This window comes from Bacillus sp. KICET-1 (genome assembly GCF_027721405.1).
Classification (GTDB): Bacteria; Bacillota; Bacilli; order Bacillales; family Bacillaceae; genus Bacillus; species Bacillus velezensis.
The window spans coordinates 1,353,660-1,379,374 of sequence record NZ_CP113515.1 but is presented as its reverse complement, the minus strand read 5'-3'; the positions used below and the strand labels follow the sequence as shown (position 1 = coordinate 1,379,374).

General features: G+C 47.6%; 27 protein-coding genes. 18 read left to right on the top strand and 9 right to left on the bottom strand.

Features of this window, described 5'->3' with window-relative positions; genetic code table 11:
* Window positions 1-700 precede the first annotated feature (700 nt).
* The 10 genes from OVA33_RS07105 to OVA33_RS07060 all read left to right on the top strand — a co-directional run bounded on the left by OVA33_RS07105 (window position 701) and on the right by OVA33_RS07060 (window position 10,719).
* Entirely contained in the window at window positions 701-2,170 is a 1,470-nt protein-coding gene (locus OVA33_RS07105; protein ID WP_017418782.1) for a spore germination protein, read from the top strand.
* Complete coding sequence (locus OVA33_RS07100; protein ID WP_012118599.1) at window positions 2,160-3,251, top strand: GerAB/ArcD/ProY family transporter; 1,092 nt, start codon at window positions 2,160-2,162, stop codon at window positions 3,249-3,251. Before OVA33_RS07105 ends, OVA33_RS07100 begins: the two co-directional genes overlap by 11 nt.
* The gene (locus tag OVA33_RS07095) at window positions 3,241-4,374 is read left to right on the top strand and encodes a Ger(x)C family spore germination protein (protein ID WP_017418781.1); all 1,134 of its coding nucleotides are present in this window, start codon (window positions 3,241-3,243) and stop codon (window positions 4,372-4,374) included. Before OVA33_RS07100 ends, OVA33_RS07095 begins: the two co-directional genes overlap by 11 nt.
* Window positions 4,375-4,467: 93 nt before the next feature.
* Window positions 4,468-5,457: a LacI family DNA-binding transcriptional regulator gene (locus OVA33_RS07090; RefSeq protein ID WP_025649355.1), complete on the top strand. Its 990-nt coding sequence runs from the start codon at window positions 4,468-4,470 to the stop codon at window positions 5,455-5,457.
* Window positions 5,450-6,331: a ribokinase gene (gene rbsK, locus OVA33_RS07085; RefSeq protein WP_022553886.1), complete on the top strand. Its 882-nt coding sequence runs from the start codon at window positions 5,450-5,452 to the stop codon at window positions 6,329-6,331. The genes OVA33_RS07090 and rbsK overlap by 8 nt, the downstream gene beginning before the upstream one ends.
* A complete protein-coding gene (rbsD, locus tag OVA33_RS07080; protein ID WP_007407521.1) occupies window positions 6,328-6,723 on the top strand; it encodes a D-ribose pyranase in 396 nt (131 codons plus the stop codon). The genes rbsK and rbsD overlap by 4 nt, the downstream gene beginning before the upstream one ends.
* Before the next feature lie 16 nt (window positions 6,724-6,739).
* Window positions 6,740-8,233 carry a sugar ABC transporter ATP-binding protein gene (locus OVA33_RS07075; RefSeq protein WP_063636509.1) on the top strand — a complete coding sequence of 498 codons (1,494 nt, stop codon included), beginning with the start codon at window positions 6,740-6,742 and terminating at the stop codon, window positions 8,231-8,233.
* Complete coding sequence (gene rbsC, locus OVA33_RS07070; protein WP_012118605.1) at window positions 8,223-9,194, top strand: ribose ABC transporter permease RbsC; 972 nt, start codon at window positions 8,223-8,225, stop codon at window positions 9,192-9,194. Before OVA33_RS07075 ends, rbsC begins: the two co-directional genes overlap by 11 nt.
* Window positions 9,195-9,207: 13 nt before the next feature.
* Entirely contained in the window at window positions 9,208-10,125 is a 918-nt protein-coding gene (gene rbsB / locus OVA33_RS07065; protein ID WP_021494847.1) for a ribose ABC transporter substrate-binding protein RbsB, read from the top strand.
* Between the two features lie 60 nt (window positions 10,126-10,185).
* Window positions 10,186-10,719 carry an SH3 domain-containing protein gene (locus tag OVA33_RS07060; protein ID WP_063636510.1) on the top strand — a complete coding sequence of 178 codons (534 nt, stop codon included), beginning with the start codon at window positions 10,186-10,188 and terminating at the stop codon, window positions 10,717-10,719.
* Between the two features lie 124 nt (window positions 10,720-10,843).
* On the opposite strand, the gene OVA33_RS07055 is transcribed toward OVA33_RS07060, so the two are convergent.
* The 3 genes from OVA33_RS07055 to alsS all read right to left on the bottom strand — a co-directional run bounded on the left by OVA33_RS07055 (window position 10,844) and on the right by alsS (window position 14,011).
* Window positions 10,844-11,368 carry an NAD(P)H-dependent oxidoreductase gene (locus OVA33_RS07055; RefSeq protein WP_017418778.1) on the bottom strand — a complete coding sequence of 175 codons (525 nt, stop codon included), beginning with the start codon at window positions 11,366-11,368 and terminating at the stop codon, window positions 10,844-10,846.
* Window positions 11,369-11,470: 102 nt separating this feature from the next.
* Window positions 11,471-12,238 (bottom strand): acetolactate decarboxylase, encoded by a 768-nt coding sequence (gene budA / locus OVA33_RS07050; protein WP_003151318.1) that lies wholly within the window; start codon window positions 12,236-12,238, stop codon window positions 11,471-11,473.
* 60 nt (window positions 12,239-12,298) lie between these two features.
* The gene (gene alsS / locus OVA33_RS07045) at window positions 12,299-14,011 is read right to left on the bottom strand and encodes an acetolactate synthase AlsS (protein ID WP_063636511.1); all 1,713 of its coding nucleotides are present in this window, start codon (window positions 14,009-14,011) and stop codon (window positions 12,299-12,301) included.
* Window positions 14,012-14,167: 156 nt separating this feature from the next.
* On the opposite strand from alsS, the gene alsR reads away from it, so the two are divergent.
* Both alsR and OVA33_RS07035 read left to right on the top strand, forming a co-directional pair.
* Entirely contained in the window at window positions 14,168-15,076 is a 909-nt protein-coding gene (alsR, locus tag OVA33_RS07040; protein WP_007407528.1) for an acetoin biosynthesis transcriptional regulator AlsR, read from the top strand.
* Window positions 15,077-15,271: 195 nt separating this feature from the next.
* Complete coding sequence (locus OVA33_RS07035) at window positions 15,272-16,603, top strand: arsenic transporter (RefSeq protein ID WP_012118610.1); 1,332 nt, start codon at window positions 15,272-15,274, stop codon at window positions 16,601-16,603.
* Window positions 16,604-16,650: 47 nt separating this feature from the next.
* Here OVA33_RS07035 and OVA33_RS07030 read toward each other — a convergent pair whose 3' ends face one another.
* The 3 genes from OVA33_RS07030 to OVA33_RS07020 all read right to left on the bottom strand — a co-directional run bounded on the left by OVA33_RS07030 (window position 16,651) and on the right by OVA33_RS07020 (window position 19,477).
* Entirely contained in the window at window positions 16,651-17,325 is a 675-nt protein-coding gene (locus OVA33_RS07030) for a hypothetical protein (protein WP_007407530.1), read from the bottom strand.
* Between the two features lie 41 nt (window positions 17,326-17,366).
* Window positions 17,367-18,260, bottom strand: a complete 894-nt coding sequence (locus tag OVA33_RS07025) for a hypothetical protein (protein ID WP_014419049.1) — start codon at window positions 18,258-18,260, stop codon at window positions 17,367-17,369.
* A gap of 122 nt (window positions 18,261-18,382) precedes the next feature.
* Window positions 18,383-19,477: a CotH kinase family protein gene (locus OVA33_RS07020; RefSeq protein WP_025285385.1), complete on the bottom strand. Its 1,095-nt coding sequence runs from the start codon at window positions 19,475-19,477 to the stop codon at window positions 18,383-18,385.
* Window positions 19,478-19,617: 140 nt separating this feature from the next.
* Here OVA33_RS07020 and cotG point away from each other — a divergent pair, with 140 nt between their 5' ends.
* From cotG to OVA33_RS07005, 3 genes are all read left to right on the top strand, one after another.
* Window positions 19,618-20,187, top strand: coding sequence for a CotG/ExsB N-terminal domain-containing protein (gene cotG / locus OVA33_RS07015; protein WP_117363998.1), 570 nt, complete (start codon window positions 19,618-19,620; stop codon window positions 20,185-20,187).
* A gap of 156 nt (window positions 20,188-20,343) precedes the next feature.
* Entirely contained in the window at window positions 20,344-20,964 is a 621-nt protein-coding gene (locus OVA33_RS07010) for a flavin reductase family protein (RefSeq protein WP_014419051.1), read from the top strand.
* A 164-nt stretch (window positions 20,965-21,128) separates the two neighbouring features.
* On the top strand, window positions 21,129-21,473 hold the full coding sequence (locus tag OVA33_RS07005) for a DUF4181 domain-containing protein (RefSeq protein WP_071182030.1): 345 nt from the start codon (window positions 21,129-21,131) through the stop codon (window positions 21,471-21,473).
* Between the two features lie 7 nt (window positions 21,474-21,480).
* Here OVA33_RS07005 and ggt read toward each other — a convergent pair whose 3' ends face one another.
* Complete coding sequence (ggt, locus tag OVA33_RS07000) at window positions 21,481-23,058, bottom strand: gamma-glutamyltransferase (protein WP_025649360.1); 1,578 nt, start codon at window positions 23,056-23,058, stop codon at window positions 21,481-21,483.
* A gap of 207 nt (window positions 23,059-23,265) precedes the next feature.
* Here ggt and OVA33_RS06995 point away from each other — a divergent pair, with 207 nt between their 5' ends.
* From OVA33_RS06995 to chrA, 3 genes are read left to right on the top strand one after another with little or no spacing between them, the layout of a single operon-like run.
* Entirely contained in the window at window positions 23,266-23,742 is a 477-nt protein-coding gene (locus tag OVA33_RS06995; protein WP_007407537.1) for a chromate efflux transcriptional regulator ChrS, read from the top strand.
* Window positions 23,743-23,755: 13 nt separating this feature from the next.
* A complete protein-coding gene (chrB, locus tag OVA33_RS06990) occupies window positions 23,756-24,346 on the top strand; it encodes a chromate efflux transporter subunit ChrB (protein ID WP_017418772.1) in 591 nt (196 codons plus the stop codon).
* On the top strand, window positions 24,343-24,879 hold the full coding sequence (gene chrA / locus OVA33_RS06985) for a chromate resistance efflux protein ChrA (protein WP_021494837.1): 537 nt from the start codon (window positions 24,343-24,345) through the stop codon (window positions 24,877-24,879). Before chrB ends, chrA begins: the two co-directional genes overlap by 4 nt.
* 26 nt (window positions 24,880-24,905) lie before the next feature.
* On the opposite strand, the gene OVA33_RS06980 is transcribed toward chrA, so the two are convergent.
* Window positions 24,906-25,124: a hypothetical protein gene (locus OVA33_RS06980; protein WP_017418770.1), complete on the bottom strand. Its 219-nt coding sequence runs from the start codon at window positions 25,122-25,124 to the stop codon at window positions 24,906-24,908.
* Entirely contained in the window at window positions 25,121-25,666 is a 546-nt protein-coding gene (locus OVA33_RS06975) for a flavodoxin family protein (RefSeq protein WP_007614245.1), read from the bottom strand. The genes OVA33_RS06980 and OVA33_RS06975 overlap by 4 nt, the downstream gene beginning before the upstream one ends.
* Window positions 25,667-25,715: the final 49 nt, after the last annotated feature.

Genomic DNA, 25,715 nt, shown 5'->3' with positions numbered 1-25,715 from the left:
TTCATTCATCAGTATATAGCTTCACTATGAATTCTCAATCGGCATTATGTAACATAATCTTCCCGCTTTCACTGAGCCAAACTTCTCTATTAGTGACGCTATTCTTCCTATTATTGAATTGCTTTTTTTGGGAATAGGCAGGACTTCAACCTTACTTCAATTTTTCAAAAGAAAAATGAATGCGTTTACATTTCCGCACAGAAATTCATTTGGACCAATGGAACTATTCGCGTTCCGGAAGAAAAAGATGTAATGATAATCCATCTTTTCCAGCCCGTTTGTATCAGCGTTTTTCGCACTGCGCATACGTTTCGGGACTCTCTGTCCGCTGTGTGCAGACTGCCTGTTTTGTTAAGGATAAGGTCTTAAAGTCATTCATTTTTCCCCCGTATCCTGCTTTCAGTCCCATTCCAAAATAACTAGCGGAATGACTGGTACATGACAGAAAAAGACGGGTCCGGAGTGTTTACAAGAAATACACATTTTATATGCGGAAAGCCTTTCTCCTTTTAAACCATTTACAGGACGTTTATCACTCTTTTGAAATATTTTTAATAAATCTTTATATTCGTTCAAGAAATATTCATCCATAATTGTGAAGTTCTTGGTAAAACCATCGAGGAACTCCTCTATTTTATAAAATGCATAAAAAAGGAATACCCGCTGAAAACTACAGATAACCGGGAAAGGAGGCGGTCTGATGTCTGCGGATAAACAAAACAAACGGATTCCCGGCGATTTTGAATCGGCTGTACGGGAAATGCAGGAGCTGATGTGTGTTTGCGGTGATTTTAAAATACGAAGGATCAAACTGCAGAACCGTCATACCGCTTTCTTTTATATTGAACAGATGATAGAAGAACAGAAGCTGAATGAGTTTCTGTTAAGCGACACCCTGCAGAACGGCCCGCTTGAGGAAACGATGAATGCCGTCAGCAGTGCGGAAACGGATGAAACCAGAAAACTCATTGACGGGATTTTGGCAGGCCAGGTTGTTTTTCTCAGCGATGCATCGAGGAAAGCGAAGCTGTTTTCCGTCGGCCAGAATCCGCTGCGTTCCATTATGGAACCAGAATCTGAAAGTATCGTCCGCGGCGCCCATGACGGGTTTGTGGAAAGTTTGGAAACGAACATTCATCAGCTGCGGTTTCACATACAGGACCGCCATCTCTCCGTTCATTATATGGATATCGGGGAAAGAGCCAAATCAAAGGTTGCGGTTATCTTTGTTGAGAATATCGCCAATCCGGAGATTGTGGAGGAAGTGAAGCGGCGCCTGTCATACTTGCGTATAGACAGCGTGCTTGCGCCCGGGATTATCGAGGAATCAATAGAAGATAATTCGTTTTCCATTTTTCCGCAGATCATTCATACGGAACGGCCGGATAAAGCAAAAGCATGCGTGATGGAAGGCTGTGTGCTGATCATGATGGATGGGAGCCCGTCGGCTTTGATTGCGCCGATCACATTCTTTTCTTTTTTTCAATCGCCGGATGACTACAGCACGAGATGGATTTCCGCCAGTTTTTTAAGAGTGCTGAGATTTTTCGCCTTTATGATCGCGATTACGCTGCCCGCTTTTTATATCGCGCTGATTGCATTTCATTTTGAAGTCATTCCCAACGATCTGATTATCACCATGAAAAATTCGATTGTTGATATTCCCTTCCCTCCGCTGATAGAAGCCATGATTATGGAGATTACGATTGAACTGATCCGCGAAGCCGGTATCAGGCTGCCGAAACCGATCAGTCAGACGATCGGCATTGTCGGCGGTCTCGTGATCGGTGACGCAGTCGTTCAGGCGGGACTCATTTCTAATATGATGATCATCGTCGTAGCCGTTACGGCCGTTTCTTCTTTTGTGCTTCCTTCATATGAAATGAGCACGTCCATCCGAACGCTCAGATTTCCGCTTATGTTTCTGGCATCTTCGTTCGGTTTTTTCGGCATCGCACTCGGCTTCGGGCTTATTCTGATGAACCTGTGCAAGCTTGAATCACTCGGCGTCCCTTACTTATCATCTCTGACGCCGTTTCATTTCAGCGACTTGAAGGATGCATTTATCCGGCTGCCGGCTTGGTTTATTAAAAGAAGGCCTTTTTATTTGAGACCGCAAGACTCAAAGCAGATAAAACATGTTCGGGGGTGGAGAAAAGATGAAGCCTAAAAAAATCAGCCCGCTTCAAGGCGTGTTTTTCATCAATCAGACGCAGATCAGCATCGGCATTTTGGCGCTGCCCCATTTACTGATGATGAAATCGGGAAGCAGCGGATGGATTTCCATTCTGCTTACCGGATTGCTCGTCCAGCTTACATTCAGCCTGTATATGATATTATTTCACCGGTTTCCGAAGCTGAACCTGTACGAAATGCTGGAGGAGGTATTCGGAACACTTGCCGGCAAAGGGGTGCAGGTGCTGTATATTTTATATTTCGCGTTTCTCTGCACGCTCATTCTTTCTGTATTTACACGGATATTGGATATCTGGGTGCTCCCGCAGACTCCGAATTGGGTGGTCAGCTTAATGCTGATCCTCGGTTCTGTCTATATCGCCCAAGCCCCGCTGAATGCGATCGCCAGGTTCAGCTTTATCTTAACGCCGTTTTTGCTGCTGATCTCTCTGCCGATTTTATACACGCTGGGAAAAGCCGATATCACATACATTATGCCGATTTTTCACGGAACCGCAAAAGACATGCTTACCGGGGTGCAGCAAACACTTGTCAGCATTACCGGCTTTCAGGCGGCGCTCGTGATCGGGCCCCTTATCAACTGCACCGTCAGCCAGCGCTACAAAATACTGACGATTTCAAACATCTTGATTATCCTTTATTACCTGTATATCACCCTTACTTGCTTTGTCACAATCAGCCCCGAAGAAATAAAAATGATCCCGGAGCCTGTGCTGTACCTGTTAAAAACCGTTTCATTCAGAATTATCGAACGGACGGATCTGCTCTTTTTGACGTTTTGGTTCGTGACCGTCTTTTCAACACTGGCCAACGTGTTTTACTTGGCAAGCACCGGCATCGCCAAGCTGTTCAATCAAAAAGACCACAGCCGGTTTGTTTATCCGCTGGCCCTGCTCGTCTTCCTTCTGTCTATTTGGGCCACAAGCACGGATAAAACGATACAGCAGCTTGATCAGTTTTTCCGCATTTCCGATATAGTGTTTGTGTATTTGTTTCCGTTGTTTATGGTATTGATTGTCCTTGTACGCAAAAAGGGTGTCCGCCATGCGCATTAAAAAAGCGGTTCTTATCAGTCTCATGTGCGCAAGCCTGACACTTGCGGGATGCTGGGATCAAAATTTGCTGAAAGATATTTCTCTCGTGCTGACCGCAAGCCTTGATGTTGATCATGACGGTAAAAATAAAATCGGCATCACCTATCGGAAGGTTCAGTCGTCCCAGGCGGAACAGGAAACGGGCGGCTCATTCATTACGACGGTGCTCAGCGCTTCCGGGCACACCATCCGTGAAGCGCGGTTTCAATTGGATAAGCTTGTCGATCAGCGCATTGACACGTCCAAGCAAAGAGTCTTATTAATCGGTGAGAAAATGGCGGAAAAACCGCTTTTTCCTTATCTCGATGTCTTTTACAGAGATCCGAAAAGCCCGCTTCTCGCTCATCCGGCGGTTGTAAAAGACGGCGAGGCGATTGAAGTGCTGAAGCTGCTCGTCCGGCAGAAATTGATCGTCAGCAAGTACTTAACGAATTTATTAACAAGCGCTAATGCGGAATCAAATATCAGCATGGAAAATTTGCAATCCATCCGTTCAAGCATGCTGACGGCTGATAAGGATTTCGCCCTTCCTTATTTATCGATTAACGGACAGACGATAAAGGTAGAGGGTTCTGCCCTGTTCAGCGGCCAGCGGAAAGTGACTGAGGTGCTCGGTCAGGATTCGACCCTCCTGACCCTTTTAAGCGGGCAATTTAATAAATCGGCTAATATTAATCTGAAGCTGTGGGACAAATACAAAATGGATATTGAAAATTATCTTTCTCTCGGCATCACGGATGCCACGCGAAAGATTGTATTTATAGATACAGATCCGCAGCATATAAAAGTGAAAATCCGTTTGAAACTGAATGCACGCGTCTTGGAATATCCGAAGGACAAGCTGAATTCTTATACGGCAATCGACCAAATGAACAAACAAGCCTCAGCAAATCTGAACGGGCAGGCCAGATCGGTGATCAGCCATATTCAGGAGCACAACTCGGATATCCTCGGCATCGGCCGGAACTATCAAACCCATTATTATGAGCGGGGCAAGCGGCTCAATTGGCGTGAGGTCTATCCTTCCATCGAGATCGTCCCTGATATCAAAGTGAATATCTCGCAAATCGGCATCGTGAACTAAAAGAGACCCCGGTCTCTTTTTTTGTTGCCAACCGAAATTATTCGTGTTACTCTTTTTATGTAAACGGTTACATAAATGAAGGAGGAGTGTTTGTTGGCAACGATTAAAGATGTCGCAGGCGCTGCCGGCGTCTCTGTTGCCACGGTTTCGCGTGTCCTCAATGACAACGGCTACGTGCATGAAGATACACGAACGAAGGTCATGCTTGCCATGGAGAAGCTGAATTATTATCCGAATGAAGTTGCCCGCTCTCTTTATAAAAGAGAATCCAGACTGGTCGGGCTTTTGCTTCCGGATATTACGAATCCCTTTTTCCCTCAGCTTGCCCGCGGGGCTGAAGACAAGTTGCAGCGGGAAGGATACCGGCTGATCATCGGCAACAGCGATGAAGAGTTGGAAAAAGAACTCGACTACCTGCAAACATTTAAACAAAATCAAGTTGCCGGTATTTTGGCGGCCACCCATTACCCCGACCTTCCCGAATACAACGGCAGCCTTTACCCGGTCGTATTTCTGGACCGGACAAAAGAAGGCGCCCCATCCGTATTCAGTGACGGGCGGGCAGGCGGAAAACGGGCGGCTGAGGAAATGCTTCGCGGCAAAAGCACAAGCATCACGCTTGTCAAAGGCCCAGCCCACCTTCCGACCGCTCAGGAACGTTTTAACGGCGCACTTGATGTGCTGCAAAAAGCGGGCGCGCAGTTCAATGTCATCTCCGCCGCTTCATTTTCCATCAAGGATGCCGCCATTTTAGCAGAAGAATTGTTTGCAGCATACCCGGAAACCGACGGAGTCATTGCCAGCAACGACATTGCGGCGGCTGCCGTCCTCCATGAGGCGCTGCGGCTCGGCAAAAAAGTTCCGGAGGAGATTCAGATCATCGGATACGACGATATTCCGCAGAGCAGGCTTTTGTTTCCGCCTCTTTCAACCATCCGCCAGCCTGCATATGAGATGGGAAAACAAGCGGCAAACCTGCTGCTGCAATTGATAAAGAAAGAGCCGCCGAAAGAGACGGCCATTCAAATGCCCGTGACTTACATAAGAAGACAAACGACGAGAAAGGATGATCACCATGAGTGAAATTTGTGTTATCGGAAGCTGTTCTATGGATCTGGTCGTCACATCCGATCGGCGCCCGAAAGCCGGAGAAACCGTACTGGGCACAGACTTTCAAACTGTGCCCGGGGGAAAAGGCGCAAATCAGGCCGTAGCCGCTTCCCGCCTGGGCGCAAACGTATATATGGTAGGAAAAGCAGGCAATGACGGCTACGGAAAAGCGATTATTGAAAACCTGAAGGCAAACGGTGTCAATACGGACTACATGGAAACGGTTACACATAAAAAAAGCGGAACGGCTCATATTGTGCTCGCAGAAGGAGACAACAGCATCGTCGTCGTAAAAGGCGCAAACGATGACATCTCCCCCGATTATGCCAAAAGTGCGCTAGCAAAACTTCCCGGCATTGATATCGTGCTGATCCAGCAGGAGATTCCTGAAGAAACCGTTGAAGAAGTGTGTAGCTACTGCCGCGCGCAGCAGATTCCGGTTATCCTGAATCCCGCGCCGGCCCGGCCGCTGAAACAATCGACGATTGAGGATGCCGCATATCTTACGCCGAACGAACATGAAGCATCCATTTTATTTCCTGACCGGACGAAAGAAGAAGCGCTTGCCGGCTATCCCGGCAAGCTGTTCATTACCGAAGGAAAACAAGGCGTACGCTACTCAGACGGCACCAAGGAACGGCTTGTTCCCGCTTTCCCTGCAGAAGCGGTCGACACGACGGGAGCCGGCGATACCTTTAATGCGGCACTTGCCGTCGCACTCGCGGAAGGACGGGACATCGAGCAAGCGCTCCTGTTTGCCAACCGCGCCGCCTCCCTGTCCGTGCAGCACTTCGGCGCCCAAGGCGGGATGCCGGCCAGAAAAGAAGTTGAGGAGCTGCTGTCATGAAAAAACACGGAATGTTAAACAGCCACATTGCCAAAGTATTAGCCGATCTCGGGCATACAGACCTCATCGCGATCGCCGATGCGGGTCTCCCCGTCCCTGACGGCGTCCCTAAAATTGATTTGTCCTTAACGGCGGGCGTTCCCGCCTTTCGGGACGTGACCAGCCTGGTAGCCGGGGAGATGGCAGTCGAAAAGGTGATAGCCGCTTCCGAGATCAAAGACGCAAATCCTGAGAATGCAAGTTTCATAGAAAGCCATTTCTCAGCGCAGACGATCGAGTACATGTCCCACGAGGAATTCAAACGGCTCACTCAGAAAGCAAAAGCCGTCATCCGAACGGGTGAAATGACACCATACGCCAACTGCATCCTGCAGGCGGGTGTGATTTTCTAGAAAGAAGGGATCCAGCATGCACATCGGCATGACAGACATTCATAAAGCATTCGGCAAAAACCAAGTGCTCTCCGGCGTCTCATTTGAGCTTCTGCCGGGAGAAATCCACGCTTTAATGGGAGAAAACGGAGCGGGAAAATCGACGTTAATGAATCTGCTCACCGGGCTCCACCGGCTCGATAAGGGAAACATTACGATAAACGGAACAAATATGAGCTTCTCCAATCCAAAGGAGGCCGAAAAGCACGGAATCGCCTTTATCCATCAGGAACTGAATATATGGCCGGACATGACGGTGCTTGAAAACCTTTTTATCGGCAAAGAGCTGACGACGGCGTTCGGCGTTTTGGAAACGAAGAAAATGAAAGCGCTAGCAAAATCACAGCTTGAAAAACTGGGAGTCTCTCTTCCTCTCAACCGGGAAGCCGGACAATGTTCCGTCGGCCAGCAGCAGATGATTGAGATTGCCAAAGCGCTGATGACAAACGCCGAAGTCATTATTATGGACGAACCGACCGCGGCGCTGACCGAACGGGAAATCAGCAAACTGTTTGACGTAATGACGGCGTTAAAGCGGGACGGCGTATCCATTGTCTATATTTCGCACCGAATGGAAGAGATATTTTCGATTTGCGACCGGATCACCATTATGCGGGACGGCCTCACTGTCGATACGGCGCATATTAAAGACACTAATTTTGATGAAGTGGTCAAAAAAATGGTCGGGCGGGAGCTGACCGATCGGTATCCGACTCGCACGCCGTCACTCGGCGATAAGGTGCTCGAAGTGAAAAACGCCTCAAAAAAAGGAAGCTTTTCACAGATCAGTTTCCATGTGAGCGCCGGAGAAATCCTCGGCGTTTCCGGCTTAATGGGTGCCGGACGGACAGAAATCATGAGAGCGCTGTTCGGAATTGACAGGCTCGATTCCGGAGAGATCTGGATTTCCGGCCGAAAAACCGGCATTCGGGGTCCGTACGATGCCATCCGCAAGGGCCTCGGCCTGATTACGGAGAACCGCAAAGATGAAGGGCTGCTGCTGGATACGTCCATTCGTGAAAATATTTCATTGCCGAACCTGACCAGCTTCTCTCCGAAAGGCATCATTGACCGAAAACGCGAGGCGGAGTTCGTTGAGCTGCTCATCAAGCGTCTGACCATTAAGACCGCATCTCCGGAAACCGCCGCCCGGCATTTATCAGGAGGAAATCAGCAAAAAGTCGTCATCGCCAAATGGATCGGAATCGGCCCGAAAGTTCTCATCCTTGATGAACCGACAAGAGGCGTCGACGTAGGCGCGAAAAGGGAAATCTATTCATTAATGAATGAACTGACCGATCGCGGAGTCGCCATCATCATGGTGTCTTCCGAGCTGCCGGAAATTCTCGGCATGAGTGACAGAATCATCGTCGTCCACGAAGGGCGCATCAGCGGAGAAATCAATGCGGCCGGCGCAACACAAGAACACATCATGACACTTGCCACGGGAGGGCAGCAGAATGAAAACTGAACCAATGACATCAACTGAACAAAAGCGATTTTCCATTCATACCTTCACGCAAAAACTCGGTCCGTTTCTCGGCTTACTGATTCTTGTGCTGATCGTTTCCGTTTTAAACCCGAGTTTTCTTGAACCCCTCAATATTCTCAACCTTCTTCGGCAGGTTGCGATTAACGCTCTGATTGCATTCGGAATGACGTTTGTCATTTTAACGGGAGGCATTGATCTCTCTGTCGGAGCCATCCTCGCCTTATCGAGCGCATTGGTCGCGGGTATGATGGTCTCAGGCATCGATCCGATCTTAGCCGTCATCATCGGCTGCGTGATCGGCGCCGTACTCGGCATGATAAACGGATTATTAATCACAAAAGGAAAAATGGCGCCGTTCATCGCCACTTTGGCGACAATGACCGTCTTTCGCGGACTGACCCTCGTCTATACGGACGGAAATCCGATTACGGGGCTCGGTTCAAATTACGCATTTCAATTATTCGGGCGCGGTTATTTTCTCGGCATTCCCGTACCTGCCATTACGATGCTGATTGCATTTGCGGCCCTGTGGGTTCTTCTGCACAAAACACCGTTCGGCCGCCGGACATACGCCATCGGCGGCAATGAGAAAGCGGCGCTGATATCGGGAATCAAAGTGCCCCGCATCAAGATCATGATCTATTCTCTGACAGGTTTATTATCGGCGCTGGCAGGAGCGATTCTGACATCACGCTTAAATTCCGCACAGCCGACGGCCGGGGAATCATACGAGCTGGACGCCATCGCAGCGGTCGTTCTCGGCGGAACGAGCCTGTCCGGCGGTCGAGGGCGCATCATCGGTACGCTGATCGGGGTTTTGATTATCGGAACGCTGAACAACGGCTTGAACCTTCTCGGCGTATCATCTTTTTATCAGCTCGTCGTCAAAGGAATCGTCATTTTAATCGCGGTGCTGCTGGACCGCAAAAAATCGGCATAGTAGGAGGACCATTATGAAGAAAGCCATCATCACGATCGCGGCATTATCACTGTTTTTGCTGTCCGCCTGTTCACTTGAACCGCCTCAATGGGCAAAACCGTCAAACACAAAACATAAAAAAGAATTCACTATCGGGCTCTCCGTCTCTACATTGAACAATCCGTTCTTCGTTTCATTAAAAGAAGGCGTTGTAAAGGAAGCCAAAAAACGGGGGATGAAGGTCATTATTGTCGATGCCCAAAATGATTCATCTAAACAGTCAAATGACGTAGAAGATTTGATCCAGCAGGGAGTCGATGCGCTGCTGGTCAATCCGACCGATTCATCAGCGATTTCAACAGCCGTCGAATCGGCAAATTCCCTCGGCATTCCCGTCATTGCGCTTGATCGTTCAGCCGAACACGGCAAAGTCGAAACGCTTGTCGCCTCTGACAATGTCAAAGGAGGAGAAATGGCGGCTGACTACCTCGCCGATCAGCTCGGAAAAGGCGCCAAAGTGGCTGAACTGCAAGGGGTGCCGGGCGCATCCGCGACACGGGAACGCGGAACGGGCTTTCATCATATTGCCGACAAAAAGCTGGATGTCGTAACAAAGCAAGCGGCGGATTTTGACCGTACAAAAGGATTGACCGTTATGGAAAACCTTCTACAGGGACATCCGGATATCAAAGCCGTGTTCGCCCATAATGATGAAATGGCACTCGGCGCGCTCGAAGCGATTAACAGCTCGGGCAAACACATTTTGGTCGTCGGTTTCGACGGAAATAAAGATGCGATTTCTTCCATTAAAAACGGGAAGCTGACAGCCACGGTCGCCCAGCAGCCGGAGCTGATCGGAAAACTGGCGGCCGAAGCGGCGGAGCAGGTGCTCAAAGGAGAAAAAGTCAAAAAAACCATTTCCGCTCCATTGAAACTTCAAACGCAAAAATAACCGGCCGATGTTTAGACTTCCGGTAAAACGTGAAAGGATGAAGTAAAAGGAGAGATACAGATGAAGAAAACAGCCAAAGCGGCATCCATTCTGACCCTTGCAACGGGAATATCAGCGGCTTCAGCTGCCGGAATAACGCCTCTTCCCGAGACACACGCGCAAGAAGCGGTCAAAATTGACGATCTGTACAGCTACCCGCTTGACTCTTATCTCGTTTCCGTGGAAGCATTGAACGTCAGAACAAAAGCATCAGCAGCCAGTCCGAGAGCTGATACCCTTCATTTAGGCGACAGCTTAAAGATCGTTTCATTCCAGAACGCTGACTGGGCAAAAGTACATTATAAAAACGGAAAAACAGGATTTGTATCTACTCATTATATTGTTAAAGAAGCAACAACCGTAAAAACGACGGCAAAAACAAAAGTATATACAGACAAACAAGCGGTCAAAGCTTCCCTTGCCAAAAACACGAGCGTTTCTTTCCTCGGATGGAAAAAGACAGCCGGCGGCGGCATTGATTTCGGCTGGGCGCTTGTCGATTACGGGGGCGCAACGGGATATATCAGCACAAAAGATCTGCAAAAACTGACATAATATCAAAACGGATTTCGCAAATTCAGCGCGAAATCCGTTTTTTCTTTCTTGAGCAGTCAGAAACGTCTAAGGTTCGAAATATTTCTCAGGAAATATTGTCGGATGAAGATGAATGCATACAACTCTAAAATGGCTTCTTTATGTAATCCGCCAGGCGTTTGGCATTATCACGGATAGCCGCAGCATCGGCGCTGCTAACCCCGTACATCGCGAAAGCCGGCAAATAGGTCATTCCCGTAAAATTAGCCATTGCCTGAAACGGCCTTAAGAGCTCGCTCAGTGAAAAATGGTTGGACCCGCCTGCCTGATATGCATCCTCTCCGGCACCTACAGAAACAGCCAGCAGCAATTCTTTGCCGTGCAGCGCCTTTCCTTTGGAACCGTAAGCCCAGCCATACGCCAGCACATGATCCATCCATGTTTTTAAAAGCGGAGGCGCACTGTACCAGTACAGCGGGAATTGAAATACGATCCGGTCATACTGTTCACACAGCTGCCGTTCCTTTTCCCCATCTATTTTCCCGTCCGGATATTCTTTATAAAGCTCACGGACCGTGATGTCATCATGATTTTTTAATTCTTCTGCCCACGCCTTATTGACCGCTGAGTTGTCCATGTCAGGATGAACCGCTAATACCAATACTTTCACAGCTACCACACCTTTCCCTTTTGACTGTATTTTACCTAATCTTTGCCGGTTCAGCCAAATAAAAAGAAAGCCCCCGAGAAAAATGAGGCTTTCTTTTTTATTTTATTCCGGGCTTCCTTCGGTTGTTTCGATATCCTTCGCAAAATTCGGATTATCTAAATTTGCGTTGAAAAAGTCCGCCGTATTCGGAAGCTTGAGGTTCATATTCATTTTTTGAGAAATGGTCACTTTACAATCTTTAATGACATAGTCAAACACGTGTCCCCCGGAATTGCGTCCTTCATCAATGAAGTGCAGGTGATATCCGGAAACAGCGATGCCGTTTGCGTAACCCGGCGTCCAGAAGCCGGCGATTGTACCCTGAATGTCGTCAAAGTTGAACACAGGCTGTGTTTTCACCGCTTCGATCATCGGAACGTACGGTTTCTCCTGGCGTTCTACCGTTCTTGTCTGCACCTTTTTAAATACGCCGTCTAAACGGATCGCATAAAATAAGTTTTTACTAGGCAGAAGGCTGGCGATTTCCTGCTCGAATTCTTCACGGGTCATTTCGCCGTCGATCGTATGCGTCATGTCCGGCGTGAAAAATGTGAATGAGCAGAATGGTGACAGGTCTCCGCCTTTAACAGGCGTAGCCGTTCCGTCGCCGCGCAGACGGTAAAATTCGCCGTCAAATCCGATTAATTCGCCGTCCAGTTTGTTGAACGTGCCGATTCCGAAATCACCGAACTTCGGAATGTCAGCCATATCAAAATCTCCGTCATATACTCCGTCCAGCAGAGATGTCATGGTGGATACTTGATAGATCTGATCCTCAGGTGAGCCTTTTTCTCCGCGGCTCATCATATGGATGTCGCTTGCGTTTTTCATATTCCCTTCACTCCTTTTAAATTGGGCTGTTTTAGAAAACAGGTCATGGTGCGCAGAGTGCTAGAGAGCTTTTGCTTTCATTTTTTCTTTGAATTGCTTCGGAAGCATGTCGCTTGATAAATGGACATTGTCACTGTAATCGACAGGAATGTCAATGATGACAGGGCCTTCTGTGTTCAAGCCTTTTTGCAGCACGTCTGCCAGCTGTTCCGGTGACTCAACGCGCAAGCCGGTGGCGCCGAAGCTTTCTGCATATTTTACGATGTCAATGTTTCCGAAATCTACGCATGATGTACGGTTATATTTTTTCATCTGCTGGAATGCGACCATATCATATGTGCTGTCATTCCATACAAGGTGAACGATCGGCGCTTTTAAGCGGACTGCCGTTTCCAATTCCATTGCAGAGAACAGGAATCCTCCGTCTCCTGAAACGGATACGACTTTTTCACCCGGATTCACCAATGTGGCGGCAATCGCCCAAGGAAGCGCTACGCCCAATGTCTGCATGCCGTTGCTGATCAACAGTTTCAGCGGCTCATAAGCGCGGAAGTAGCGGGACATCCAGATCGCGTGAGAACCGATATCGCAAGTGACGGTTACGTCGTCATCAATTGCATTGCGCAGTTCTTGGACGATTTGCAGAGGATGCACTCTGTCGGATTTATGGTCGCTTGGCGCCTTCTCGCTGTCTGAGAGCATCTGTTTTAATTCGCTCAGCACTTCTTTTTCACGGCTGCCCATATCAAATGTCACAGCGTCGTGTTCAATTTGTTTAACCGTAGCGGGGATATCGCCTAATAATTCTAATTCCGGCTGATAGGCATGATCGATATCGGCCTGAATTTCGTCAAGATGGATAATAGCACGGTCACCGTTTACGTTCCAGAACTTCGGATCGTATTCAATCGGATCATAACCGATCGTTAATACGACATCCGCCTGTTCAAGCAGAAGATCGCCCGGCTGGTTGCGGAACAGTCCGATCCGGCCGAAATATTGGTCTTCCAGCTCTCTGGACAATGTGCCGGCCCCTTGGTACGTTTCTACGAAAGGCAGTTTTGTTTTGGCAAGCAGTTTGCGGATTTGTTTTACCGCTTCCGGTCTTCCGCCTTTCATGCCGACTAACAGAACGGGAAGTTTCGCCGTCTGGATTTTCGCGATAGCCGCGCTGACCGCTTCTTCCGGTGCAGGGCCTTGTTTCGGCGCCGGCACGCTGCGTACGTTTTTCACATTTGTGATTTCATTCACAACATCCTGCGGAAAGCTCACAAAAGCCGCGCCTGCCTGACCTGCTGACGCTGCCCTGAAGGCGTTTGTTACCGCTTCTGGTATATTCCCTGTTTCCTGTACTTCTACACTGTATTTTGTAATCGGCTGAAATAGCGCCGCATTGTCCAATGATTGGTGTGTCCGTTTTAACCGGTCTGCGCGAATTACGTTACCCGCCAGCGCCACTACCGGATCACCTTCTGTATTAGCCGTTAACAAGCCGGTCGCCAAGTTGGATGCCCCCGGGCCTGAAGTAACGAGACAAACGCCTGGTTTTCCAGTCAGTCTTCCGACAGCCGCAGCCATAAATGCAGCGTTCTGTTCGTGACGGCATAAAACCAGTTCAGGTCCTTTATCTTTTAACGCATCAAATACTGCATCAATTTTTGCACCCGGAATGCCAAAAACATGTGTGACACCTTGCTCCACTAAGCAATCAACAACAAGCTCCGCCCCCCGATTTTTTCCAGAGGTTTTTAGTTCATTTGTTGCTTTTGCCAACACCCTCACTCCTTATTATGCATATTAAATATAAAATTTTAAGTAATTTGTGATATTATTCACTATACACTCTTTGGAAATTGACCTCCAATATCAATTCGCCGTATGATTAATATGTTTCACGAATAATTAACAAAGAGAAAGGAATGGATAAGGATGGAGCTTCGCCATCTTCAATACTTTATTGCCGTTGCCGAAGAACTTCATTTCGGCAAAGCTGCGCTTCGGTTAAATATGACACAGCCGCCTCTCAGCCAGCAGATCAAACAGCTTGAGAAGGAAGTCGGCGTGACCTTATTAAAGCGCACGAAACGGGTTGTAGAGCTTTCAGCTGCCGGAGAAAGTTTTTTAAAACACAGCAGAAACGCGATCGAAGAAATAGACAAAGCGATTGAAATGGCGCAGAGAACGGCGCGGGGAGAGCTCGGCCGCCTTGTCGTCGGTTTTGTCGGCTCGGCCACATATGAATTTCTGCCGCCGATCATTCGGGAATTCCGCGAAAAATTCCCCTCCGTCAAGCTTGATCTGCGTGAAATTTCTTCTTTCAGACAGCAGGAAGAACTTCTGAAGGGGAACATTGATATCGGCATCCTTCATCCGCCTTTACAGCATTCCGCGTTACATATGGAAAAGGTGCAGAGCAGTCCGTGCATTCTGGCTTTGCCGAAGCAGCACCCGCTTACCGCTAAACAGACAATCGACATTCAGGATTTAAAAAATGAACCGATTATCACACTGTCGAAAGAAACATGGCCGACTTTATACCTAGAGTTTGTAAACTACTGCGAGCAGGCGGGCTTCAAACCGAAAATCGTTCAGGAAGCGACGGAGTATCAAATGGTGATCGGATTGGTTAGTGCCGGCATCGGCGTAACCTTCGTGCCTTCTTCTGCTAAAAAGCTGTTTAATCTCGAAGTCGCCTACCGCGGCATTAATCAGGTGCAGCTCACTGCCGAATGGGTCATTGCCTACCGCAAGGATAATCAAAACCCGATTCTGAAACATTTTCTGGATATTATGAATAAGCGCCAGGCTTTATTGCAGGCGGACAAGGAAAATGCATAAAAAAGAGGGCCGCCGAAAGCAGCCTCTTTTTTTTGTGCTTTTATGGAATTTTACTAAATTGGTAGAAACGCTCAGTACACCTTACGACCTGTACCCGTATACATACAGTACAACTGATCAGGAGGGATAAAAATAACGGGGCGGCAATGACCCATCTAAAAGGAGGCAGAACACATTACACATATTACCGTCATTTTGACCCTGATTTCTTTCTTTGTGACCATTATTTTTATATTTTGGAGACCCGGGGGATTAAATGAAGCCGTTCCGGCGTCGCTGGGCGCCATTCTCGTTTTGTTATGCGGAACCGTTTCCTTTCATGATTTGGGGGATATAGGGTCAAAAGTCACCGGAGCATCAATCACCATTATCTCCACAATGATTATGGCGATCGCGCTGGAAAGCTTCGGTTTTTTTAACTGGGCGGCGGCCAAACTGCTTCACCGCGCCAAGGGATCGGGCATCCGGCTTTTTTGGCTGACCAACCTGCTCTGTTTTTCAATGACGCTCTTTCTGAATAATGACGGCAGCGTCTTAATCACCACTCCTATTTTACTATTGGTCTTACAATATCTCGGACTTAAAAGACATCAGAAAACACCGTATTTAATAAGCGGCGTATTAATTGCGACGGCGGCAAGCACCCCGATCGGCGTCAGTAATATCGTCAATTTAATTTCTCTCAAAATGATAGGCATGGACCTTTATTTGTACACCAATATGATGTTTATCCCCGGCACGCTGGGACTGGTGTTTATGGCCTTTCTGCTGTTTGCCGTTTTTTACCGCCGTTTGCCGAAACAGCTCCCCGATATTCCGGTTCATTTTGATTCGCTGGAACACAAACGATATCACCCGCTTCAGCCTCCGCCAGACCCGACCCAAAACAGCCGTACGAACATCATGTTTTGTGTTTTGGCATTTGTATTGTTCGTCCGGATCAGTCTGTTTGCAGCTTCTTACAACGGCATATCCGTTTCGCTCGTGGCTGTCATCAGTTCAGTCATCCTGCTTGGCTGGAGATGGTTTTATTTAAAAATCGGACCGGCAGACTTATTAAGGAAAGCGCCTTGGCATATCTTTATTTTTGCCTTCACGATGTACATTATCATCTACGGACTGCATAATATCGGACTGACGGCGCTGCTTGTTCAGTCTATTGAACCTTATGTCTCACAAAGCATTGCCCACGCTGCATCTATTATGGGCATTGCTACATCCGTCCTCTCTAATTTGTTCAATAACCATCCCGCCTTAATGATCAGCACTTTGACATTAACTGAAATGTCCATCGACCCATTAACCGTAAAAATCATTTATCTGGCTAATATTATCGGCAGTGATATCGGATCATTGCTTCTGCCGATCGGGACATTAGCCACGCTGATCTGGATGCATATCATCAGACAGCACGGCGAAAAAGTTTCTTGGTCAGAATATATCAAAACGACCATTATCGTTGTCCCTCTCACCGTCGTGTTTACCATTACCGTTTTATATGTTTGGATCAGTTGGATTTACCTTTAGCTCCCATAAAAAAACTGCCTGCTGTATAAGAGAGGCAGTTTTATCATTTATGGCAGGTGCATGGTCTTTAAATGATTCAATTTCCAAAAAACAGTATCGCCGTCTGCATTGGTCAATTCAAGAATATTATCTGAGACATCCTGCAACAGCCCCACTTTATTCGGTATATCTCCTAAATCCAGAATAATCAGCTTCCCGATATATCTTTTTAATTGCTCCTCAAAATTCCGGACAAGGGGCACATTAGCGGGAACAACCGGCAGCTCTGAACTGTTTAATGTATACGGCGTCTGCTCATCGGAATAGGGTGTCAGCCATTTCAAATGATGCATCGAGATGAAAAGAGTCTTATAAACCGGAGAGAAGAAAACAAAATAATCATTTAAAACACTTGTCACATACCCATGAATGGAACGGTCTCCCGTAACAAATATTTCTGTAAATCTGCCTTTTATATGCTGGAGGGTATTCCGGTAAGAAAATGAATGTTCCTGTTTTTCGGGATGCGGACTTTTTTTTCTTGCGTACGGTTCTTTATTCTCTTCGTCCGGGAGCGTCAATGTCATCCGCTGAAGATGCAGCAGCGGAATATAAAGAAACGTCCGGCCGTCATGAATCACAATGATATCCTGACCGATATCCAAAAGAGTTCCTGAAAATGTCGTATTCCCCGATATCTCAATATCGACTTGTTTATCCAGAAATCTGCTTAATCCAGCCATTTCATTCCCCCCTCTCCCGCGTTTACGGACAATCTTTCCAATCATTTACGGCCGCGTTTCCACCGATAATCTATTGTCCTTAATACAGTGGCGTAGCTATAAGAGACCTCTTTCTCCCGTTTTGAGGATCGAACGGATCTTGATGATCTTTTCGACTTTTTAGAGGAAGTACGCTTCTCTTCGCGTGATTCTTCTTCATGCGGCTTTTCTTCTTCGGCGCTCTCTTTCTCACCTTTATTCTCGTCGTCTTTATTCTCCTCTTTTTTAGCTGCGCCTTTTGCCCCTTCGCTGATGCTCTTGATATGAAAAGGATAGATCCGCAGCACTTCTTTATCTTTCACAAGAGTGTAGTGGCCGTCGGAATTATCCACAAGTATACCTTCAACGGCTTCAGGACCTCCGCGGTTGATGGATACCCATTTGTGGATCAGGCGTTTAAATATGCCGTGAAAATCATCAGCCATTTCAAATTCCGGGCGCTCCTCCTCTTGGCCGTCCTCTTCTTGTTCCGCGCTGATGCTTTTGACATGGTCGGCGTTAAAATATACAATTCCGTCATCTTCTGTTTCCAGCACGAGAAAATCATCCCCTGTTTCGTGAAGCTTTCCTCTTTTCGATTCCGGACCTCCCTGATTCAATTGCACCGTGCGATTGGTCATCCGGCTGATCAGGTCTTGAAAATCATCAGCTTTTTCACATTCTGCCGCTTCGGCCGGCGATACGGTTTCACTCGTATTTTCCGTCACACTTTTCACGTGTTTCCATTGATAATAAACGATTTTATTATCAACCTGAAGAGCGATATAATCCGATTGAATGTCTGCTAATCTCCCTGTCTTGGACTCCGGGCCTCCCCGGTAGACAGTAATCACTTTTCCTTCCATTGCATGCAAAAAGTTGTCATCAGACCGCTGCCGCTTCGTATTGCGTTTCATCTATTGTCCTCCTAGTCATTTTTCTCATAATGTAAAAAGCATAATGCATATATACGTATCACGATTATTTTCGGGAACTGATTCACCAGCCTATTTGTAAAAAATCTTTCTTCATTTCCAAATCAGATATTCCACCGCTCTAACTCACTGCTGATGAAGGCTGACCGCTCCTTAATGTATTCGCAAATCACTTCAGGCTCCCGGTCAAAGCAATCCATCTCTTCTTTCTTATATGGATCCTTCGCGACATGCGGCCTGATCTGCTCATACAGTGACATGACCTTCGGCTTCATATGTTCAATGGTAAACCGGGTCTGAAGCGTCTCTTCCAAAAGCCGTTTGTACGCTTTGCGGAAATACGGTTCATCCAGAAGCCTTGCAGTCAAGGTATTAAACCCTTGTATTCTGACATAATCGGCCTCCATCCGATCACCATGAATGTCTCTTCCCCACGTCGCATCGTAATCCCACGGAATGACTTCAAAAAGTCCCGTTTCATGATTCCGGTACAAAGCGTAATTATGGACAAATCCATCGTAGTTTGAGGTAAACACGATGCCCGCAAGCCACCTCAAATACTTATCGGCGTCCAAGTGTTTGACGATCTCCCCCTTGAACTCTGACTTCGGAACGGTATTAATTTTATAGATCATGTCCTGCAAGTATAAATCGTCTTCTTTCGTTCCCGTTTTCTTTTCATAACCAAGTTCGAGCGATGTTTTCGTATCCCGCTCCAGATCACTGACAAGGGAGAAATTGGCGTCGTCATCAACCGCGTAAAAAACAGCCCCGTCCGCCAAATTCCGTTTCGCCAGAAAATATTCATCCACTGACTCCAGCTCAAGATACACCCCCTCATGTCTGCCATTGATTTGCAAGGTTACGAAATTCGCCTTTGGTGACAGCGTCCCAAGCTCCGCGAAGAAATCGAGAGACAGCTTATTCCGCATCATCGACGGATCTTTGTATTCAGCGTTTAAATGTATCTCTTTCGCCCTGCGAAATGTTTTCGGCGAATAAAAAGCGATGTGATACGATTTTTTCTTAAAATCTCTTATATGAGAGCCGCGGTACGCCAGATCAATGTCAAGCCGTTTTTGATTCACTCTCAGCACCGCGGGCACCGGATCATCATCCCAAATGTCTTTTTTCAGCTCCATTAAGTCTTTCGGGTGAATAAACAGCTGGTATAGAGGCAATGTTGATTGGTCTTTCATCAGTAAACCTCCCTGTATTAATTTAGGCTGTGCTTTTTATATAAAACTCAGCGAATCACACATACACTTTTTTCATTCATGCGTACTATGTGGTAGTAAGGATCGCATCCTTAAAACATATATCATGAGGAGGTTTCAAAATGGGCCACTATTCCCATTCTGATATCGAAGAAGCAGTAAAGTCCGCAAGCACCGAGGGATTGGAAGATTATTTGTACCAAGAACCAAAAAGCAGTAAGAAGAGAAAATCTCGCAAGCATAAAAAATCCCGTTCTCACAAAAAATCTCGCAGCCATAAAAAATCGTGCCGCTCTCACAAAAAATCTCGCAGCCATAAAAAATCGTGCCGCTCTCACAAAAAATCTCGCAGCCATAAAAAATCCCGTTCTCACAAAAAATCTCGCAGCCATAAAAAATCCCGTTCTCACAAAAAATCTCGCAGCCATAAAAAATCCCGTTCTCACAAAAAATCTCGCAGCCATAAAAAATCGCGCCGCTCTCACAAAAAATCTCGCAGCCGTAAAAAATCATGCCGGTCTCACAAAAAATCTCGCAGCCACAAGAAATCATGCCGCCGCAAGAAAAAACGCACGCAGAAAAAACCTTATCGTCCTCAGAAAAAAGACCCTTGCAAAAAAGACGATTACTGCAGCAAAACAGAGTACTGGAAAGACGGGAACATCTGGGTTGTAAAGAAAAACTACAAGTAACACCATTCGTAAATAGGCTGCCGGCTAAACGGAAGCCTTTTTCCTCAATCAGATATATGCCACGTGATAAGATATGCAGCCGGTTTTCTTTTGTTGTGTTTCCGAATTTTCTTTCTGTATAATCAGGTCATACGATAAAGAAAGGCGGCCGAAATCATGCATATCTTACGAGCAGACGAACTGAACGCAAAAGACACTTACAAATTGCTTTCGGGCACAGTTGTTCCCCGGCCGATCGCATTTGTCACTACGCGGTCATCCATCAACGGCGCCGTAAACGCGGCGCCCTTCAGTTTCTATAACGTTGTCTCCGCAGAACCGCCGCTTCTGGCCATCTCAGTCAGCCGCGCGGACGGTCGGCAGAAAGACACCGCGAGAAACGCAATCGCTCATCGGGAATTCGTGGTGCACGTCAGTGATGAGTCCATTATTGAAGACATTAACAAAACGGCGGCAAGGCTTGATCCTGATGTCAGCGAACTTGGCATGACAGACCTTTCTGTGACAGACAGCGCTTGCATCAGCGTTCCCGGTATAAAAGAAGCAAAAGTGAGGTTTGAATGTATACTCGAACGCCATCTTCCGTTCCAAAATGACAGCGGAGAAACGACGACAGACCTCATCATCGGCAGAGTCGTTTGTTTTCATTTGAATGACCAAGTATATGACGCCGATAAAGGCTACATACGGACAGATGAGCTGAAGCCTGCGGCAAGGCTCGCGGGGAATGAATACGCCAGACTCGGGAAGACATATACGCTTGTCCGCCCGACCTGAAGCAGGAACCATTATAATAGAAGAAACTAGTCAAAAAGACCCCTTTCAAAAGGGGTCTTTTTGAGTCTTTTACCATGTAACTCAGCCTAATGTCTTGTAGAATGCCGAAACTTACAAGGTCCTCACCCGTATGAAACGAGTGGCACATTTTTAGGAGGCAGACGATGGATTTCACTCAGTTACTGATTTTTTCAGCCGTATTTATTTTGCTCAGCCTTATGTTTCAAGTATTTGCCGTCAAAGTTCTCAATTTGCCAAAGCCTGTTAAAAAGCAGAAGCCGATAAACGGCACACATCGATTAATCGAAATCACACTGCTTATTACGGGCATCGCAGCGGTGAATTTTTTCAATGAAATGTACGTATTTGCGGGAGTTGTTTTCATGCTATTTTGCTGCAGCGGCTTAATGGAATGGCGGTACCGGCTGGAGGAAAAGCAATATGTGTACGATTCGTTTTACGCAGGTCTTTCTGCCGCGCTTGGCGTGCTTATTTTTTTCATCAGTTAGCGCAGCTCTATACTCCTGCGGCCGCTCCGTCGCCGCGCGGGTCGGCCCCGCCTTGGAGAAAGCCTTCTTCATCAATGACGATCGCTGCCGCATGGCCCATAAGCCCGTCAAAATCACCAACGGTCTCGACGCGGTGGCCGCTCTGCCTTAGGGCTTCTCTCGTTTCAGGGCTGATTCTGCTTTCAACCCTCAGCCCTTCATACTCCTCTCCCCATGTCCGTCCCCAGACCCAGCGCGGCTCATTGATCGCCTGCTGGGGGTCCATTTTGTAATCAATGATGCGCGTAATCATCGCTGTCTGAGTTTGCGGCTGGCCTTCTCCTCCCTGGGTTCCGTACAGGATGTGCGGCCTTCCTTCTTTACAGGCCATCGCCGGCATGAGGGTGTGGAACGTCCGCTTGCCGGGTTCAAGTGTATTGATATGGGATTCGTCCAGCGAAAAAAATGACCCGCGGTTTTGCAGCAGAATGCCCGTCTCCCCCGCTGTAACGGCAGATCCGAACTCAAAATAGAGGCTCTGAATAAAGGAAACGGCATTTCCTTCCGCATCGGCGACGGCGGCATAAGCAGTGTCGCTTCCGACCGGCCGGCTTACCGCCGGCGCAGCCACGTTACCGATTTCTTCCGCAAGCTGCTTTGCATACCGTTTATCAAGCAGCCGATCCAGCGGAATATGAGAAAATGCCGGATCAGTCAGCACTTTATTCCGGTGCTGAAAACTCTTCTTCAGCGCCTCGATCAGCAGATGATAATAGTCAAAGGAACCGTGTTCGATCTGAGAAAAATCATAGTTTTCCAATATATTGAGCGTCATTAAGCCTGTAAAGCCCTGTGAATTCGGCGGAGCCTGATAGATTTTGCACCCGCGGTAATCGGAGGATACCGGGTTCGTCCACTCGCCGCGGTGGGCTTTAAAGTCATCAAGTGTCAGACGGCCGCCGTTGTTTTGCAGAAAGGATGTGATGCGTTGAGCGAGGTCTCCTTCATAAAAAGCGCTTCTGCCTTTCTCGGCAAGCTGCTCCAAGCTGGCCGCCAGATCCTTCTGGACAAACCGTTCACCGGGCATGGGCGCTTTTTTGTTTCTCGTAAAAATGGCCGAGGTGTAAGGCATCGAGGCTAAAAGATCGAGATTGCGTTCTGTGTGGGCGCACTGGTCGGCGGACACCGGAAATCCGTTTGCCGCATAATCAAGAGCTGGCTTCAGCACCTCAGCGAGCGAAAGACGCCCGTATGCCGAAAGCACGGCATCCCAGCTGTCCGCCATTCCCGGAACGGTAATGGCGCTTTCTGTCCCGCGCAGAGGGATCGCTTCTCTGCCCCGATACAAGTCTCTCGTCACATGCTTCCCTGAACGGCCGCTCCCGTTATAAGCTTTGATTCGTCCCGTTTCTTTATGGTAAGTGAGCCAAAATGAATCCCCGCCAAGACCCGTCATATGCGGATACACAACTGCCAGACAGGCGCTGACCGCCACTGCCGCGTCAAACGCGTTTCCGCCCTTTTCCAGAATGCCGGCCCCCGCCTGAGAAGCGAGATAATGCGGACTGACGACCATTTGTTTCGTTCCGATGGTTGAAGTATTCATGGCAAGCCCCTTTACAAATTTTCTCAAGTATAAAAAGCGGCTTCGCGGCCATCCACATTCCTGAAAGAAAATCTCACACACTATTTACTTTTCGATAAGAAATAATTCTAAGTTATTACGCATCGAAAACAATAAAAAAATTCTTCCTTCATAACGTAATGTTTCATGATACAATAATGTCTACCAAATGAAGGAAGGTGAAGCGGGTTGGAACATGAATACAGCATTCCGAATCTTGTCCTTGATGAAACGGATAAACAGATTCTTTCGATTTTGCACGAGGAAGGGAGGATTTCCTATACAGACGTAGGAAAGCGGGTTAACCTGTCGCGAGTGGCGGTTCAGCACCGCATTCAGCATTTACTGGATGCCGGTGTGATTGAAAAATTCACCGCTGTCATCAACCCGGCGAAAATCGGCCGTCACGTGTCCGTGTTTTTTAATGTGGAGGTGGAGCCGCAGTATTTGGAGGAAACCGCATTAAAGCTTGAAAAGGAGCCGGCCGTGACAAGCCTTTATCACATGACCGGACCGAGCAAGCTGCATATGCACGGCATTTTCGCAAATGATCAGGAGATGGAAGAGTTTTTGACAAAACGGCTCTATACGCAAAAAGGCGTCGTCAGCGTCGACTGCCAAATGCTGATTAAACGGTATAAAAGCAGAACGGGCATGAAGCTGTAAGGAGGACATAGCCATGAAACATCCCTATTGGGACATTACGGCGGCGATGGTCCGAACGGGCATTCTCGGATTCGGGGGCGGCCCGTCGGTGATCCCGCTCATCCGCCATGAAGCCGTCAATAAATACAAATGGATAGATGATGATGAATTCGGAGAAATATTAGCGATTGCTAATGCGCTTCCCGGACCGATTGCCACAAAAATGGCTGCGTATCTGGGCTTTAAGCTGAAAGGCACATTAGGTGCAATCGCGGCGACCCTCGCCCACATTCTGCCTACATGTCTTGCGATGGCGGGCTTGTTTGCGGCTGTCAATGTCTTAAGCCACTCAGCAATTGTTGCCGGCATGATTGGCGCTGTAACACCGGTGATTGCGGTAATGCTCGGCATCATGGCGTACGAGTTTGGCCAAAAAGCGCTTAAAGGATTCGGCTGGGTCACGGGCATCCTGTTTTTTATCATCGCTTTTATCGGCCTGCAAACGTTACAGATCAATCCCGGCTTTGTCATTATCATTTTCTTGGCGTACGGCGCGTTTCATTTTAAATTAAAGGACAAAATCACAAATAAACGTTCAAAAGATAAAGGAATGTCGGCCTCATGATCATGATTTATATATTTATGGCGTTTTTTGTCGCAAACGTACTCGGATATGGAGGCGGACCGGCGTCGATCCCGCTGATGTTTGAAGAAGTCGTCAACAGATACAGCTGGCTCTCAAACGATCAATTTTCAAATATGCTCGCACTTGCGAACGCATTGCCGGGCCCGATCGCAACCAAAATCGCGGCGTATGTCGGTTACAGCGCAGGCGGGTGGCCCGGGTTCCTGATTGCGCTGATCGCCACTGTCGTACCGTCGGCGCTCGCATTGATCGTCCTCTTGCGCATCATTCAGCGCTTCCGCCAATCCCCCGTCATCAAAGGTATGACGCTGTCCGTCCAGCCTGTCATCGCCGTCATGATGCTCATTCTTACCTGGCAAATCGGCGCAGACGGCATCAAAGCGATCGGCTGGGTTCAAGCGATAGTGATTGCGGGGATTTCCCTCCTTGCCTTGACAAAATTCAAGATGCATCCGGCCTTCCTGATTATCGCGGCGTTTTTGTATGGAGGTCTTGTGGTTCCTCATTTATAAAGAAAAGCACCTGGACAGGTGCTTTTTTATTTTGGCCCAGAAATACCATTTGATATGACAACTGTTTCTTCGCCTGCATCACTCTTGATGATTTGCTTGACTTGCAGCGTTGCGCCTGCCATTCTCACAAATTGCTGAACCTGAGGCGAATTGGTTTCAGCCTGTATCCAAACAGAAGTCGGCGCTTTCCAAGCTAAAAAGAGTGCGAGAATCAACATACCAGAGATAACCAGCAGCAGTTTCATAGAGCATCACTTCTTTTCAATAAGCTGCTCGCCGCGCTCAGCGCCTGATGATCATGAAGAATATCACCGGGACGATTGCCTTCTCCCAGCACATAGCCTTTAAAGGACATCCCCATAAAATGAAAAATATGTTCAAATTGCTGAATCAGCGGCAGCCCTTTTAGTTTAGGATTGTCTCCTCCCACTGCTGTTACATATGCCTGCTTCGCTGACATTTGCTGTTTAAAATCAGGAAATCTCGGATCTCTCAGCGTCTGTGACCAGCGATCAATAAACAGCTTTAATGTCCCTGACATGCCAAACCAATAAATTGGGGTGGCGAATACAAGAATATCGCACGGCAATATCCGCTCAATGATAGAATCGCAGTCATCTTGAACAGGACGAAAGCCGCCTTGAGCGTGACGCAGATCTTCAATTGGCTGGAGCCGATATTTCCGCAAATGAATGTGCTCCGCATCGAATCCTTGAACAGCCTTCTCCGCAAGAATATCCGTATTTCCGCCAGACCTCGTTCCGCCATGAATAACCGCAATTTTCATGATGCATCTGCTCCTTTGTTTACGAATGATTTTCTTCATCATATAATGG

Bases quoted from the DNA above. Each gene is read 5' to 3' on its own strand.
- OVA33_RS07105 (WP_017418782.1), top strand. From the start codon at position 701: ATGTCTGCGGATAAACAAAACAAACGGATTCCCGGCGATTTTGAATCG.
- ggt (WP_025649360.1), bottom strand. From the start codon at position 23,058: ATGAATACTTCAACCATCGGAACGAAACAAATGGTCGTCAGTCCGCAT.
- OVA33_RS07020 (WP_025285385.1), bottom strand. From the start codon at position 19,477: ATGAAAGACCAATCAACATTGCCTCTATACCAGCTGTTTATTCACCCG.
- OVA33_RS07075 (WP_063636509.1), top strand. From the start codon at position 6,740: ATGCACATCGGCATGACAGACATTCATAAAGCATTCGGCAAAAACCAA.
- rbsD (WP_007407521.1), top strand. From the start codon at position 6,328: ATGAAAAAACACGGAATGTTAAACAGCCACATTGCCAAAGTATTAGCC.
- OVA33_RS07005 (WP_071182030.1), top strand. From the start codon at position 21,129: ATGGATTTCACTCAGTTACTGATTTTTTCAGCCGTATTTATTTTGCTC.
- rbsB (WP_021494847.1), top strand. From the start codon at position 9,208: ATGAAGAAAGCCATCATCACGATCGCGGCATTATCACTGTTTTTGCTG.
- alsR (WP_007407528.1), top strand. From the start codon at position 14,168: ATGGAGCTTCGCCATCTTCAATACTTTATTGCCGTTGCCGAAGAACTT.
- cotG (WP_117363998.1), top strand. From the start codon at position 19,618: ATGGGCCACTATTCCCATTCTGATATCGAAGAAGCAGTAAAGTCCGCA.
- OVA33_RS06975 (WP_007614245.1), bottom strand. From the start codon at position 25,666: ATGAAAATTGCGGTTATTCATGGCGGAACGAGGTCTGGCGGAAATACG.
- OVA33_RS07095 (WP_017418781.1), top strand. From the start codon at position 3,241: ATGCGCATTAAAAAAGCGGTTCTTATCAGTCTCATGTGCGCAAGCCTG.
- OVA33_RS07025 (WP_014419049.1), bottom strand. From the start codon at position 18,260: ATGAAACGCAATACGAAGCGGCAGCGGTCTGATGACAACTTTTTGCAT.
- chrB (WP_017418772.1), top strand. From the start codon at position 23,756: ATGAAACATCCCTATTGGGACATTACGGCGGCGATGGTCCGAACGGGC.
- budA (WP_003151318.1), bottom strand. From the start codon at position 12,238: ATGAAAAACGCAAGCGACATCCATATGATGAGCCGCGGAGAAAAAGGC.
- rbsC (WP_012118605.1), top strand. From the start codon at position 8,223: ATGAAAACTGAACCAATGACATCAACTGAACAAAAGCGATTTTCCATT.
- rbsK (WP_022553886.1), top strand. From the start codon at position 5,450: ATGAGTGAAATTTGTGTTATCGGAAGCTGTTCTATGGATCTGGTCGTC.
- OVA33_RS07030 (WP_007407530.1), bottom strand. From the start codon at position 17,325: ATGGCTGGATTAAGCAGATTTCTGGATAAACAAGTCGATATTGAGATA.
- chrA (WP_021494837.1), top strand. From the start codon at position 24,343: ATGATCATGATTTATATATTTATGGCGTTTTTTGTCGCAAACGTACTC.
- OVA33_RS07060 (WP_063636510.1), top strand. From the start codon at position 10,186: ATGAAGAAAACAGCCAAAGCGGCATCCATTCTGACCCTTGCAACGGGA.
- OVA33_RS07100 (WP_012118599.1), top strand. From the start codon at position 2,160: ATGAAGCCTAAAAAAATCAGCCCGCTTCAAGGCGTGTTTTTCATCAAT.
- OVA33_RS06980 (WP_017418770.1), bottom strand. From the start codon at position 25,124: ATGAAACTGCTGCTGGTTATCTCTGGTATGTTGATTCTCGCACTCTTT.
- OVA33_RS07010 (WP_014419051.1), top strand. From the start codon at position 20,344: ATGCATATCTTACGAGCAGACGAACTGAACGCAAAAGACACTTACAAA.